We start from the raw sequence: 13383 nt of genomic DNA, 5'->3' as shown, positions 1-13383 counted from the left end.
GTCGCCGGCAGCGTGCACGCGGTGGTCCTCAAGGCGCACTTCTCCGACTGAGCCCGGCCCCCGGTCCGGTGCCGGCCCGGCACGATCACCCCTGCTCGGGATCGTCTCCGCTCGGCAGCCGACCGGTCCGGGCCAGGTGGGCACAGGCCGCGGCAGTCAGCAGGTAGCCACCCGCCCAGGCGCCCGCGGCGACGGCCAACAGGTCGAAGATCGGCGCCCCGGTCAGCCGGCCGAGGGCCCAGGCCAGAATGGCCCCCATCCCGGCCGGCCAGATCAGCCACGCCGGCCGGACCTCGCCACCTCCGGTCATGCGCCGACCCCCGTGCGGCTCAGCAGCCGTCCGCGTGGCGGGCCGTCCGGGGCGACCGGTTGACCGCCGAGCCAGGTGCCGCGGACCACGCCGGCCAGCATCCGGCCGGCGTACGGGGTTACCGCGTGCCGGTGCCGCAGCAGCGCCGGATCCACGGAAAAGGTGGTGTCAGGGTCGAAGGCCACGAGGTCGGCGGTGGCGCCCGCCTCGATCCGGCCCTTGCCGGAGAGACCGGCGATCTCGGCGGGACGCCGGGCCATCCACCGGACGAGGTCGGCCAGCTCGTGCCCACGCCGGCGGGCCTCGGTCCAGACCACCGGCAGGCCCAACTGCAGCGACGCGATCCCGCCCCAGGCCGTGGCGAAGTCACCCACGTCCGCGTGCTTGAGTTCCGGAGCGCACGGCGAATGGTCGGACACGACGCAGTCGATGATGCCGCTGGCGAGCCCCGCCCACAGCGCGTCCCGGTTGCCCGCCCCCCGGATCGGCGGGCAGCACTTGAACTGGGTGGCCCCGTCCGCCACGTCCTCCGCCACCAGCGTCAGGTAGTGCGGGCAGGTCTCGACGGTCACCCGGAGCCCGTCCCGGCGGGCCTGCGCGATCAGCGGCAGGGTCTCGGCGGCGGAGAGGTGCAGGATGTGCACCCGGGCGCCCGTCGCGCGGGCGGCGTCGAGCACGCCGGCCACCGCCCGTCGCTCGGCGGCCGGCGGCCGCGAGGCCATGAAGTCGGCGTATCGCACGGAGTTCGGCGCCACCCTGAGTTCGGCCGGGTCCTCGGCGTGGATGAGAAAGGTGGCGTCGACGGCCGCCAGCGCCTGCCGCAGGCCGGCCGGGTCGAGCGGGGGAAACTCCGGAACCCCCGAGTCGACCAGGAACGCCTTGAAACCGAACACCCCGGCCGCGTGCAGGGCCGCCAGATCGGCGAGATGGTCCGGCACCGCGCCACCCCAGAAGCCCACATCGACGTGGCACTGGCCGGCGGCGGCCCGCCGTTTGACCCGCAGCGCGTCCACCGTCACCGTCGGCGGCAGCGAGTTGAGGGGCATGTCGACGATCGTGGTGACCCCGCCGGCCAGGGCGGCCCGGGTGGCGCTACGGAAGCCCTCCCACTCGGTCCGTCCCGGCTCGTTGACGTGGACGTGCGTGTCCACCAGGCCCGGCAGCAGGGCCAGCTCGCCGAGGTCCTGGCCGTCGACCGCGTGGTAATCCTCGACCGCCGCGATCCGCCCGTCCCGTACGCAGACCGCGGCGGGACGCTCGCCGGCGGGCGTGATCACTCGCCGCGACCGCAGCACCAGGTCGTAGCCCATCAGAAGGCTCCGGTCAGGTATTCGGGGCGCACCGGGACTCGGGACAGCGCCAGCCCGGTCGCGGCCCGGATCGCGGCGACCACCGCCGGAGTGGACGAGATCGTCGGAGGTTCCCCGACCCCCCGCAGCCCGTAGGGCGCGTGCGGATCGGCCAGCTCCAGCACGTCCACCGTCATCGGCGGCACGTCGAGGATGGTGGGGATCAGATAGTCGGTGAACGACGGGTTGCGGACCAGCCCGTCCACGACCCGCAGCTCCTCCATGAGCGCCAGCCCGAGCCCCTGTGCGGTGCCGCCGTGGATCTGACCGAGGACGGCCTGCGGATTGATCGCCTTGCCGACGTCCTGGGCGGTGGCGATCTCGACGACCCGCACCAGGCCGAGCTCCACGTCCACGTCCACGGTGGCCCGGTGCGCGGCGAAGGCGTACTGGACGTGGGCGTCGCCCTGCCCGGTCCGCGGATCGAGCGGATGGGTGGGGCGGTGCCGCCACTGCCTGGTCTCCTCCACCGGATCGTCGCCGAGCGCCTCCGCCAGATCCGCGACGGCCACGCCGGACGCGGTGACGACCATGCCGCCGGCCAGCCGCAGACCGTCGGCGGGACCCGCTCTTCCGCCCAGCCGCGCCAGCACACCGTCGCGGACGGCCTGGCAGGCCGCCCGGACGGCGCCCCCCGTCACGTACGACTGCCGCGAGGCCGACGAGGAGCCGGCGCTGCCGACGGTGGTGTCCGCGGCGGCGACCACGACCCGCTCGACGCCCAGCTCGGTACGGGCGATCTGTGCCTGCAGGGTCACCAGGCCCTGGCCGACCTCGGCGGCCGCCGTGTGCACGAGCGCCACCGGTTCCCCACCGATCATCTCCAGTCGAACCCGCGCGGTCGAGTAGTCGTCGAATCCCTCCGAGAAGCACACGTTCTTGATGCCGATCGCGTACCCCACTCCCCGCACCACGGACTCACCGTGAGTGGTGTTGGCGACCCCTCCCGGCCACTCCCGCGGGTCACCGCTCGCCACCGCCGGGGCCGGCCGGTCGCGCACCAGTTCCAGCAGCCGAGCGACCGGCGCCGGCCCGTCGACCACCTGCCCGGTGGGCATGACCGAGCCAGTGGTCATCGCGTTGCGCCGACGGATCTCGACGGGATCCAGCCCGAGCGCGGCGGCGAGCTTGTCCATCTGCGACTCGTAACCGAAGCAGGTCTGCACCGCGCCGAAGCCGCGCATCGCGCCGCACGGCGGATTGTTCGTGCGCGCCCCGTAGGCGTCCATCACCACGTTGGGCACCTCGTACGGGCCCACGCCCAGCGTCGCCGCGTTCGCCACGACAGCCGGCGTGCTGGAGGCGTAGGCGCCGCCGTCGAGCACGATGTGCGCCCTGACGTAGACCAGCCGGCCGTCGCGGTCGGCGCCGTGCTCGTACCGCATGAGCGCCGGATGCCGGTGGACATGGCCGAAGAAGGACTCCTCCCGCCCGTACACCATCTTGACCGGCCGCCCGGTGCGCAGCGCCAGCAGGCAGGCGTGCACCTGCATCGACAGGTCCTCCCGGGCGCCGAACGCCCCGCCGACGCCGGCGAGGTACAGGCGCACCCGGTCGACCGGCAGGCCGAGACAGGAGGCCACCTGCCTCTGGTCGACGTGCAGCCACTGGGTGGCGATGTAGAGGTCGACGCCGCCGTCCACGGTCGGCACCGCGAGCCCCGACTCCGGTCCGAGGAACGCCTGGTCCTGCATGCCCACCTGGTAGACGCCGGTGACCACCACCTCGGCGGTGGAGTGGGCGTCACCGCGCCGCACCGGCACGTGCCGGAAGATGTCTCCGGCGGCGAGCGCGGCCTCCGCGTCGGTGACCGGGGGCAGCGGCTGGTAGTCCACGACGATCCGGGCGGCGGCGCGGCGGGCGGTCTCCGGATGATCGGCCGCGACGACGGCCACCGGCTCGCCCTGGTAGCTCACCTCGTCGGCGGCCAGCACCGGTTGGTCGGCGACCTCCAGGCCGTAGCTGCCGGCCCCGGGCACGTCGACTGCGGTGAGCACCGCCCGTACCCCGGGCAACGCCAGCGCGGCGGTCAGGTCGACACCACGGATCCGGGCCCGCGCGTGCGGGCTGCGCAGGGTCGCCCCCCACAGCATGTCGTCGGCCCGGAGGTCGGAGGAGAAGGCGAACTGGCCGGTGACCTTCAGCGTCCCGTCGGGCCGCACCGGGCTGTCCCCGACACCGCCGGTCACCGCGCCCCTGCTCGTCCCGGTCATCGATGTGGTCACCGGTCCGCCCTCCGCATCAGGGTGCGCTGCGCCCGGCCCGCCCGCCGCACCAGCTCACGCTCGTCGACCGTGCGTAGCTCACCTCGCGCCACCACCGGCCGGCCGCCGACCAGCAGCAGCTCAAGCGGGGCGGGTGGCCCGAGCACCAGCGCCGCGACCGGGTCGGCGATACCGGCGTGGCCGAGCCCGTCGAGACGCCAGAGGGCGATGTCGGCCAACTTGCCGACCTCGATCGAGCCGATGTCGCCGGAGCGGCCGAGGCAACGGGCCCCACCCATGGTGGCCAGGGAGAGGGCCTCGCGGGCGGCGAGCGCGGCCGGGCCACCGCGCAGCCGGGCCGCGTAGAGCGCCTGGCGCAGCTCGGCGCCGAGATGGTTGGCCTCCTGCGACGCCGGCCCGTCCACGCCGAGCCCGACCGGGACGCCCGCGTCGAGCAGATCGCGGACCGGCGCCAGGCCCGCGCCGAGCCGGGCGTTGGAGCTGGGGCAGTGGGCGACACCGGTGCCGGTGGCGGCGAGCCGGGCGACCGCGGCGGCGTCGAGGTGCACGGCGTGCGCCAGCCAGACGTCGTCGCCGAGCCAGCCCAGACTCTCGGCGTACTCGACCGGATCGCAGCCGTGGATCCGCTGGCAGTACTCCTCCTCCTCGACCGTCTCGGCGAGGTGGGTGTGCAGCCGTACCCCCTTGCGCCGGGCCAGGTCGGCGGCCCCGGTCATCAGGGTGGTGGTGACCGAGAACGGCGAGCAGGGCGCGACGGCGATCCGGACCATGGCGTCGTCGGCGGGATCGTGGAAGCGGTCGATCGCGTCCTCGGTGCCGGCCAGCGCGGCGTCGGTGTCCTCGACGACGTGGTCGGGGGGCAGGCCGCCCCGCGACCGGCCGAGGTCCATCGAGCCCCGGCACGGGTGGAAGCGCAGCCCGACCTCACCGGCCGCCTCGACCTGGGCGGCCATCAGGTCTCCCCCGCCGGTGGGGTGGACGTAGTGGTGGTCGGTGCTGGTGGTGCAGCCGGACAACGCCAACCAGCCGAGTCCGGCGCCGGTGGTGGCAGCCACCAGGTCCGCGTCCAGGCCGGCCCAGAGCGGGTACAGCTCGGTCAGCCAGCCGAAGAGGTTCTCCTGCTGGGCCAGCCCGCGGGTCGCCCACTGGTAGAGGTGGTGATGCGTGTTGACCAGGCCCGGGGTGGCGAGACAACCGGTGCCGTCGATCCGCTGGACCGGCTCGTCGGCGGTGCGGGCGGCGTCGGAGCCCACCGCCACGATCCGCCCGTCGTCGATCACCAGATGCCCGTCGGTGTACTCCGTGCTGTCGCCGTCGACGGTGACGATCGCGCAACCCTCGATGACGATCATCGCGGACCGCCCGGACGGGACGCCGGAGACGCGGCGGCCGTCGAGGGCGGCATCGCGGCGGCCGACCGGACCGCGTCCATGATCTTCTCGTAGCCCGTACAGCGGCACAGGTTGCCGGCGAGCGCCTCACGGATGTCGGCGTCGGTCGGTGTGGACACCCGGGCCAGCAGGTCGTGCACCGCGACGATCAGGCCGGGAGTGCAGAAGCCACACTGGACGGCCCCGGCCTGCAGGAAGGCGTGCTGCACGCGGTCGAGCCCACCGTCCGGGCCGGCGAGTCCCTCCACCGCCACCACCTCGCGCCCCTGCGCCTGGCCAACCGCCACCAGACACGCGCACACCGGCAGGCCATCGAGGTAGACCGTGCAGGATCCGCACTCCCCCTGTTCGCAGGCGTTCTTCGCGCCGGGCAGGCCGAGCCGCTCGCGCAGCAGGTAGAGCAGGCTCTCTCCCGGCCACACCCCATCGGCCTCCCGCTGCTCGCCGTTGACGCGGCAGGTGATCCTCATGGCCCCTCCCTCCGGTGTTCCTCCCACGCCCACCGCAGCGTGCGGCGGGCCAGCACGGACAGCGCGTGCCGGCGGTAGGCGGCGGTGCCGCGGATGTCGTCGATCGGGGCGGCGGCGCCGGCCACCAGCTCACCGAAGCGGCCCACGACGGCCTCGGGCAGCACCGCCGCCGTCCGCCACGGCAACTCGGCGGCGAGCAGCCGTTCGGCCTGCGTCGCGCGCAGCGGGGTCGGCCCGGCAGACCCGATGCCCGTGCCGACCTCGCCGGTGACCGGGCGCAGCGCGAGCGCGAACGAGCACACCGCGATCACCATGGCGTTGCGGGAGCCGATCTTGGCGAACTGGTGCGGCCCGCGGTGCGACGGCACCAGGAACGCCGCGATCAGCTCGTCCGGTGCCCGAACGGTGCGCTTCGGCCCGGTGAAGAACTCCGCCACCGGAAGCCGGCGCACGCCGCGCGTGGAGGCCAGCTCGACCAGGCCACCGGCCGCGAGCAGCGGCGGAAGGGCGTCGCCCGCCGGCGACGCGGAGCCCAGGTTCCCGCCGACCGTGCCCCGGTTGCGGATCTGCGGTGACCCCACCGTCCGGGCGGCCATCGCCAGCCCCGGCAGCCGGTCGGCGAGCTCCGTGATGATCCGCGCGTAGGTCACCCCCGACCCGATCCGCAGCAGATCACCGTCGGCGCCCCACTCGGTCAGCTCGCCGATCCGGGTCAGATCGAGCAGGGCGGACGGCCGTCGGCGGTCGAAGTTCAGCTCGACCATCACGTCGGTGCCCCCGGCGATCGGGAGCGCGTCGGGGTTCGCGGCCTTCGCGGCGAGCGCCTCCGCCCAGGTGGCCGGCGACAGGAAGTCCATCACCGCGCCCCCGGCTCCGCCCGGGTGACCGTGCCCTCGATCAGCCCGTACGGCCGGTCGGTGGCGACGAACACCTCACCCGGGTTGTCCAGCCCGAAGGGCGTGAGGTCCACCGGCAGGTGATGCTTGTTGGGCAACGCCAGGTGCACCTCGGCGATCTCCGGACGGTCCTGCAGCACCCGCCGTCCCATCGCGTAGAGCGTCTGCTGCAGCGACAGGCTGTAGGTCTCGACGAACGCCGCGACGAGCGCGGCCCGGGCCCCGGCGTACGAGTCGGCCCACTCGCCGTCGACGCCACGGTGCCGCCAGCGGGCGTTCACCTCGGTGGCCAGGATCCGGTCCCGCGTCTCCGGCAGCGTCGTGTACCGGTCGCGGACGTACCCGGTGAACTCGGAGTCGGTCGAGTTGAGCAGCACCAGCCCGGTCAGGCCGGACTCCACCACGGCCGCCGAGCCGGTGACGGTGACGGTGGCGGTGCGCGTCTCGCTGCCGGCCCGCTGGAAGGAGTGCGGGCCGAGACGGCGCCAGGTGTGCTCGGACAGGTCGACGCGGGCCCGGTCGATCGCGGCCTGGGAGGAGACGAAGTGCTGGGCGAGCAACAGTCCGAAGTCCTCGATCTGGTCCACACCGTGCTGCCGGGCGAAGGCGTACACGGTGTTCTTCTGCGAGTCGGTCGGCAGGACCTGGCTGTTGTCTCCGGTCAGGTGGGTGGCCGCGAGGTCACCGGCGAGCGCCACGGTGACGGTGAGGTCCCGCAGCTCGTGCCGCGGGCCGTCGCGGTCCACCCGCACCAGCCGCGTCTCGGCCTTGCCGTACTGGTTCGCCCCGAGCACGATGGTCACGCTCAACTCCCCCGGTAGGTGGTGTAGCCGTAGCGGTTGAGCAGCAACGGCACGTGGTGGTGCCGGTCCGGGTCCTGGACCCGGAAGGCGACGGTGATTTCCGGGAAGAACGCCGTGTCGCCGAGGTGCGCCTCGACCAGGAACAGCAGCCGGTAGTCGCCGGCCCGCCAGTCGCCGGCCGGCACCCAGTCACGCAGCCGGCCGTCGTTGTCGGTGCGGCCCTCCGCCAGCCGGGTCCAGCCCTCGGCGTCGCGTCGCTCGATCCGCACCGGGACGTCCGGGGCGGGCGCCCCGCGTCCCGTGTCGAGGACGTGAGTGGAGACGCCGGCGAACCGGTCCGTCATCTCAGCAGCCTCTCGAGCCGAAGCAGGGCGATCTTGCGCAGTTCGTCCTGCGCCACGCGTCGTTCGGTCTCGTCGTCGTTCGCCAGCCGTGCCTGGGCGGCGGCGAGCAGTTCCGACTGGCCCCGCCCGCTGGCACAGACCAGGAAGAGGTGCCCGAACCGCTCCTCGTACGCCCGGTTCGCCGCGGCCATCGCCTCCCGGGCCGCGGCGTCGGATCCGGCGACGCCCGCCTGCTCGCGACGCGACCACGCAGACTCCCGGGTCGAGCCGTCGGGTCGTTCCCCGATCCGGGGATGGGCGGCGATCGCCTGCGCGACCTCCGTCCAGGCCAGACGCCGCAGCCCGGCGTCGGCCACCGCCAGCAGCGCGTCGAGATCGGGGTACGGCCGCGCGGCGACCATCTCTCGCGCCCAGGCCGGCGCCGGGCAGCAGGCCAGCACGTCGCGCTCGGCGTCGGCTGCGGCAAGGGCGTTGAACCTGGTGAGGGCCTCGTTGACCGGATCGATGTCAATCACCTCTCCCTCGGTTGTGGAGAAGTACAACAGCCTGGCGACGCCCGGTGAACCGGCGGGGAAACCGAATCCGAAACATGCCCGCCGTAGGTTTTTCGTAGGTTTCTCCAAACGAACGCGACCACCGACGCGGAGGGCGGCAGCGGGTGATGCTGTTGCGCGACACACTGGCCACGCCGCGACTACGGCTGACGCTGCTGGTTGGCGACGGCGACCTGGAGCGCCCGGTAAGCCGGGTCTTCGTGACCGACCTGCCCGACCCACGCCGATACCTGGCTGGCGGGGAGATCGTGCTGACCGGCTTGATGTGGCGACGTGAGCCAGCCGACTCGGAGGCGTTCGTCGCCGCCTGCGCCGCCGCCGAGGTGACCGCGATCGGCGCGGGCGACGCGGCTTTCGGTTCAGTGCCCGAGGACCTGGTGGAGGCGTGCCGCCGGCACCGCATGCCGCTGTTCGAGGTGCCGGTCGAGATATCGTTCCGCGACGTCATCGACGAGGTCACGCCGTCGCTGTGGGCGCACCGGTCCACCGGCCTCGCCACCGTGCTGGGTCGGCACCGGGGCCTGGTCGCCGCGATGGCGGCCGGCGCTCGGCTGGTCGACCTGATCCAACCGGTCGCGGCCGACCTCGGGGTGGACTGCTGGGTGCTGACACCGACCGGGCGGCTCGTGGTGGGCACCGCTGCGCTGCGGGCGGGCGCCCTCGGCGAGCTGGCGACGGCGTTCGTCTCGGCCGGACGGCTGCCGGCCCGGGTGACCGTGGACGGCCGCCGGTTGGAGGTGGTCGGTGTGCCCGGCCGGCCCGCGCACCGGCTTGCGTCCTGGCTGCTCGCCTACGCCGCCCGCGACGCGCCCCCGGACGCCCTCGATCGCGGTACCCCGCCGGAGGCCGGCGACCGCGCCGCCCCACCGGTCCCACCAGACGTCGCCGCCGAGCTGACCAGCCTGGTGGCGATGGAACGGGTGCAGGTGGACGAGGCGGTACGGATCGAGCGGCGGCTCGCCGACCAGGTGGGCGCGGCGCTTGCCGGCCGGGGCGGACCGGGTGACCTGGGCGGGCGGCTGCGGGCGTGCGGGCTGAAGCCCGACGCGATGTTCCTGGCGGCGGCCGTCAGCTTCACCGGCCTGAGCACACCACCGGAACTGGCGGTGGCGGTCTGCGACGAGATCGTCCGACCGGCCGGGGAGCCCACCGTGGTGACCGGTCACGCCATACCGGAGGCCGTGCTCGCCGTGCTGGCCGTCCCGCCCGAGCGGGTGGCCGGTGTGCTCGACACGATCCGTGCCTCGGTGGCCGTGCTGGGCCCGGGAATCGGCGCCGGCCGGCTCGCGGTCGGCGTCAGCGCCCTGGTCAACGGGGCCGAGGCGCTCACCGGCGCCGTCGCGGAGGCCCGGCACGCCCTGCGGACCGCGATCGCCCGCCCCGAGGCGGCGACCGTGGTCGACGCCGGTGAACTCACCTCCCACCTGCTGTTGCTGGCCGGGGTGCCGGCGGCCACGCGGCGCTCGTTCCGGGACAGACTGCTCGGCCCGCTGGTGGAGTACGACCGGGCGCACCACGCCGAGCTGCTACGGACGTTGAGTGTCTTCCTGGCCTCGTCGGGGTCGTGGAGCCGCTGCGCCGCCCTCCTGCACGTCCACGTCAACACGCTGCGTTACCGGATTGGCCGGATCGAGCAACTCACCGGGCGCGACCTGACCCGTTTCGAGGACCGGGTCGACTTCTTCCTCGCACTGCGTCTCCCCTCGGACGGTGACCTGCCGTTCGGGCGCTGACGCCCCCACCTCAGCGGTGGATCCGTCCGTCAGTCCCGGACAGTCGTTCTCCGGTGCCGGCCCAGCGGGTGGCGACGATCTCCGCGGCGATGCTGACGGCGGTCTCCTCCGGCGTGCGGGCGCCGAGATCGAGCCCGATCGGCGAGGACAGCCGGGCCAGCGCGGACTCGGGCACACCCGCCTCGCGCAGTCGGGCGATCCGGTCCGCGTGCGTACGCCGGGAGCCCATAGCGCCCACGTAGGCCAGTGGCAGATCGAGGGCCACCCGCAGGACGGGCACGTCGAACTTGGGGTCGTGGGTGAGCACGCAGACCACGGTCCGGTCGTCGACCTGCCCGGCGCGGGCCTGCCCGGCGAGGTAGCGGTGCGGCCAGTCCACGACCACCTCGTGGGCGTCGGGGAAACGCCGTCGGGTGGCGAAGACCCCACGGGCGTCGCAGACGGTGACCCGGTAGCCGAGGAAGGCGCCGATGCGGGCGACCGCCGCGGCGAAGTCGACGGCCCCGAAAACGATCATCCGGGCGGGCGGGGCGTAGGCACTGCAGAACAGGGTCAGCTCGTCGCCCCGCCGTTGCCCGTCCGGGCCGTAGCGCAGCAGGCCGGTCCGGCCGGCGGCGAGCAGGCCGCGCCCGTCGTCGGCGGCGGCGGCGTCGAGCCGCGGCGAGCCGAGCGAGCCACGACGCGTGTCGGGCCCGAGCGTCAGATGCCGACCGATCCGACCAGGCGGACCGTCGACGCAGGTGAGCACGCCGACGGGCACCCGGCCGGCGATCGCGGCGGCGACCTCGGCCAGTTCCGGAAACGTGTTCCGATCAACCCGCTCCACGAAGAGGTCGATGGTGCCGCCGCAGGTCAGACCCACGGCGAAGGCGTCGTCGTCGCTGACTCCGTAGCGGTGGGCGCGGGGCACCCCGGAGGCCATCACCGCACGGCACAGCTCGTAGACCTCGGCCTCGACGCAGCCGCCCGAGACGCTGCCGACGACCGTGCCGTCCGGCCCGACCAGCATCGTCGCGCCGGGCTGGCGCGGGGCGCTGTGCCAGGTGGCGGTGACGGTGGCGAGGCCGACCGGCTCACCCGCCCGCCACCACCGCAGCAGGTCGTCCAGCACCTCACGCATGTCGCCCCCGGCGCCCGCTCGCCCGATCGGTCCCGGGACCGTTCTCCTTGTCCTGGTCGGTGTCGAGGTCAGCGCCGCTGGCGATGTCCCCGCATGGCACGACGCGCAGGTCCGCCGCGCGGTGCCGAAGATACGGGCGGGCGCCCACGTCGCCGACGGCCAGCGCGGCGACATCCGCCCAGTGCGCCCGCCCGAGCAGGACGGGGTGGCCCCGGTGGCTGCCGTAGCCGGCCATGGCGAGCGCGTCGGGGCCGGCGAGCGCGGTGAGCCGGCGTACGGCCTCCGGGGTGACGCCGGGCATGTCCACCAGGAGCACGATGACGGCGACGGCCTCGGTCGCCCACAGGGCGGCGATGCCGGCGCGCAGCGAGGAGCCCATCCCGGTCGCCCAGTCGGGATTGTCGATCACGACGGCGGCACCGAGGTCGGCCCGGGCGCGCACAGCCGGGGCCGCCGCACCGAGCACCGTCACGACGGGCCGGCAGCCGCCGTCGCGGGCCGTGGCCGACGCACGCTCCACGAGCAGCTGGCCGTCGCGCTCCACCAGGGCCTTGGGACGGCCGTATCGCCGGCCCGCCCCGGCGGCCAGCACCAGACCGGCGACCGACGGCGTCCCCGCCTGTCGGGCGTCCACGGTCGCCCGCTACCGCTTCGCGACCGCGAGCTCGGCCGCGAGGCGCAGCAGATCCCGGTCACGATCGGCGGGCGCGACGAGGCAGACACCGCACGGGAGTCCATCGGCCGTTGCGGTCGGCAGGCTGACGGCGGGCAGCCCGCCGATGCCGGCGAGGCAGGTCAACTGCATGGTGGAGTGGCGAATGTCCGTCAGCCCCTGACCGACGCGCGGCGCCACGGAGGAGGCTGACGGAAGCACGAGCACCCGATCGCCGACCGTCTCGCGGATGCGTCGTCGCGCGACGGCCACCTGCTCGGCGGCGCGGGCGGCGTCGTCCTCGCTGACCCGCGACGCCATCTCGAAGCGGCCACGCACGTCCGCGCCGAGTGTGTCGAGCCGGGGCGCCAGCCACTCGCCGTGCGCCTGCCAGGCCTCCCACGCCTGCCGGGTCTGGAATGCCGTGAGCCAGGCAGGCAGTTCCGTCAGCTGCCAGCTTTCCCGGACCGCGCCGGCCCGGTCCCGGGCGTACGCCTCGACCGGGGCGGCGACCTCGGGGTGAGCGAGGGCGAGCAGTTCCGGCACGACGACCGCCTCCCCGCACGCGCGACCGGGTGCGGGGGGTAGCAGGACGTCACCGACCGTGGCCAGCAGGGCCGCGTCGCGGGTCAGCCAGCCGACGGTGTCGAAGGACGGCGCGAGCGGGAGCACGCCGTCGGTGGACACGACACCGTGGGTGGGGCGGAAACCGAAGAGCCCCTGATAGGAGGCCGGCACCCGGATCGATCCACCCGTGTCGGTGCCGAGGCCGATGGTCGCGTGTCCCAGGGAGACGGCGCTGGCCGGCCCGGACGACGATCCGCCCGAGATGCGGCCCGGCGCCTGGGGATTCGGGGCTGTGCCGGTGTGGACGTTGGTGCCGGCGAGGCTGTAGGCGAACTCGTCGGTGCGGGCGATCCCGCGCAGGTCCGCCCCTGCGGCCAGCAACGCCTCGACGGCCGCCGCGTGCCGGGGCTCCGGCCGTGCGGCGGCGAACCGGGCCGGGTTGCCGGCGCCCACCCGTTGACCGGCCACGGCGTACAGGTCCTTGACCGCCACGGACTGCCCGGTGAGCACTCCGGGGGCCGTCGCCGGGACGAGCGGATCACCCACGACCCGCCAGATCCTGGTGTCGAGGGCGGGCACGGGCAGGGCGACGTGGGCGGCGCTCACCACCCATCCGGCCGGCGCGCGTTGCCACAGCTGGGTCTGGAGGCCGCGACCGCCGCGCTCGGCTTCCGTGACGGCGACGACGAGAGCATGGTCGGCATCGATCGGCCGGACGTGCACCCGCACGACGCGCCGTGGCGGGGCGCCACCGCGGCCCTGACGGAAGTCGCGGATCCGGTCGTGACCGACCAACAGCCCGTCCGGGTCGCCGCGCAGGGTCGCCGGCCCCGGCGCGAAGAGCCGGTCGAGCGCGTCGAGGTCGTCGGTCATGAGAGCGCGCTCGTATGCCCAGAACGCGTCCATCAACCCGTCGGCCGCACTCGATCGAAGGTCCGCGGCACTGTGTTCGTCGGGGGCGCCCACGGG

General features: G+C 74.4%; 13 protein-coding genes. 1 reads left to right on the top strand and 12 read right to left on the bottom strand.

The window, feature by feature from the left end:
- Positions 1 to 85 precede the first annotated feature (85 nt).
- From O7606_RS02610 to uraD, 9 genes are read right to left on the bottom strand one after another with little or no spacing between them, the layout of a single operon-like run.
- Positions 86 to 310, bottom strand: a complete 225-nt coding sequence (locus O7606_RS02610) for a hypothetical protein (RefSeq protein ID WP_281597365.1) — start codon at positions 308 to 310, stop codon at positions 86 to 88.
- Positions 307 to 1620 carry an allantoinase AllB gene (gene allB / locus O7606_RS02605; protein ID WP_281597364.1) on the bottom strand — a complete coding sequence of 438 codons (1314 nt, stop codon included), beginning with the start codon at positions 1618 to 1620 and terminating at the stop codon, positions 307 to 309. The genes O7606_RS02610 and allB overlap by 4 nt, the downstream gene beginning before the upstream one ends.
- Positions 1620 to 3884: a xanthine dehydrogenase subunit D gene (gene pucD / locus O7606_RS02600; RefSeq protein WP_281597363.1), complete on the bottom strand. Its 2265-nt coding sequence runs from the start codon at positions 3882 to 3884 to the stop codon at positions 1620 to 1622. Before pucD ends, allB begins: the two co-directional genes overlap by 1 nt.
- Positions 3881 to 5236, bottom strand: coding sequence for an 8-oxoguanine deaminase (locus tag O7606_RS02595; protein WP_281597362.1), 1356 nt, complete (start codon positions 5234 to 5236; stop codon positions 3881 to 3883). The genes pucD and O7606_RS02595 overlap by 4 nt, the downstream gene beginning before the upstream one ends.
- Positions 5233 to 5745, bottom strand: a complete 513-nt coding sequence (locus tag O7606_RS02590) for a (2Fe-2S)-binding protein (protein WP_281597361.1) — start codon at positions 5743 to 5745, stop codon at positions 5233 to 5235. Before O7606_RS02590 ends, O7606_RS02595 begins: the two co-directional genes overlap by 4 nt.
- Positions 5742 to 6602 (bottom strand): FAD binding domain-containing protein, encoded by an 861-nt coding sequence (locus tag O7606_RS02585; protein ID WP_281597359.1) that lies wholly within the window; start codon positions 6600 to 6602, stop codon positions 5742 to 5744. The genes O7606_RS02590 and O7606_RS02585 overlap by 4 nt, the downstream gene beginning before the upstream one ends.
- Positions 6602 to 7444, bottom strand: a complete 843-nt coding sequence (pucL, locus tag O7606_RS02580) for a factor-independent urate hydroxylase (protein WP_281597358.1) — start codon at positions 7442 to 7444, stop codon at positions 6602 to 6604. Before pucL ends, O7606_RS02585 begins: the two co-directional genes overlap by 1 nt.
- Positions 7445 to 7446: 2 nt before the next feature.
- Positions 7447 to 7788, bottom strand: coding sequence for a hydroxyisourate hydrolase (gene uraH, locus O7606_RS02575; RefSeq protein ID WP_281597357.1), 342 nt, complete (start codon positions 7786 to 7788; stop codon positions 7447 to 7449).
- Entirely contained in the window at positions 7785 to 8303 is a 519-nt protein-coding gene (uraD, locus tag O7606_RS02570) for a 2-oxo-4-hydroxy-4-carboxy-5-ureidoimidazoline decarboxylase (protein WP_281597356.1), read from the bottom strand. Before uraD ends, uraH begins: the two co-directional genes overlap by 4 nt.
- A 152-nt stretch (positions 8304 to 8455) precedes the next feature.
- On the opposite strand from uraD, the gene O7606_RS02565 reads away from it, so the two are divergent.
- A complete protein-coding gene (locus O7606_RS02565) occupies positions 8456 to 10075 on the top strand; it encodes a PucR family transcriptional regulator (protein WP_281597355.1) in 1620 nt (539 codons plus the stop codon).
- A 10-nt stretch (positions 10076 to 10085) separates the two neighbouring features.
- Here the strand turns inward: O7606_RS02565 and O7606_RS02560 are convergent, their stop codons facing one another.
- From O7606_RS02560 to O7606_RS02550, 3 genes are read right to left on the bottom strand one after another with little or no spacing between them, the layout of a single operon-like run.
- Complete coding sequence (locus O7606_RS02560) at positions 10086 to 11195, bottom strand: XdhC/CoxI family protein (RefSeq protein WP_281597354.1); 1110 nt, start codon at positions 11193 to 11195, stop codon at positions 10086 to 10088.
- On the bottom strand, positions 11188 to 11829 hold the full coding sequence (locus tag O7606_RS02555) for a nucleotidyltransferase family protein (protein ID WP_281597353.1): 642 nt from the start codon (positions 11827 to 11829) through the stop codon (positions 11188 to 11190). The genes O7606_RS02560 and O7606_RS02555 overlap by 8 nt, the downstream gene beginning before the upstream one ends.
- A 9-nt stretch (positions 11830 to 11838) precedes the next feature.
- On the bottom strand, positions 11839 to 13380 hold the full coding sequence (locus tag O7606_RS02550) for an AtzH-like domain-containing protein (protein WP_281597352.1): 1542 nt from the start codon (positions 13378 to 13380) through the stop codon (positions 11839 to 11841).
- Positions 13381 to 13383 lie beyond the last annotated feature (3 nt).

It is taken from the genome of Micromonospora sp. WMMD882, from assembly GCF_027497255.1.
In the GTDB taxonomy this organism is placed as follows: domain Bacteria; phylum Actinomycetota; class Actinomycetes; order Mycobacteriales; family Micromonosporaceae; genus Micromonospora.
This window is presented reverse-complemented; position numbering and strand designations above follow the sequence as displayed.

Excerpts from the sequence above, each read along its gene's own strand:
- O7606_RS02610 (WP_281597365.1), bottom strand. The coding sequence starts at position 310 with ATGACCGGAGGTGGCGAGGTCCGGCCGGCGTGGCTGATCTGGCCGGCC.
- allB (WP_281597364.1), bottom strand. The coding sequence starts at position 1,620 with ATGGGCTACGACCTGGTGCTGCGGTCGCGGCGAGTGATCACGCCCGCC.
- O7606_RS02595 (WP_281597362.1), bottom strand. The coding sequence starts at position 5,236 with ATGATCGTCATCGAGGGTTGCGCGATCGTCACCGTCGACGGCGACAGC.
- O7606_RS02590 (WP_281597361.1), bottom strand. The coding sequence starts at position 5,745 with ATGAGGATCACCTGCCGCGTCAACGGCGAGCAGCGGGAGGCCGATGGG.
- O7606_RS02585 (WP_281597359.1), bottom strand. The coding sequence starts at position 6,602 with ATGGACTTCCTGTCGCCGGCCACCTGGGCGGAGGCGCTCGCCGCGAAG.
- uraH (WP_281597357.1), bottom strand. The coding sequence starts at position 7,788 with ATGACGGACCGGTTCGCCGGCGTCTCCACTCACGTCCTCGACACGGGA.
- O7606_RS02560 (WP_281597354.1), bottom strand. The coding sequence starts at position 11,195 with ATGCGTGAGGTGCTGGACGACCTGCTGCGGTGGTGGCGGGCGGGTGAG.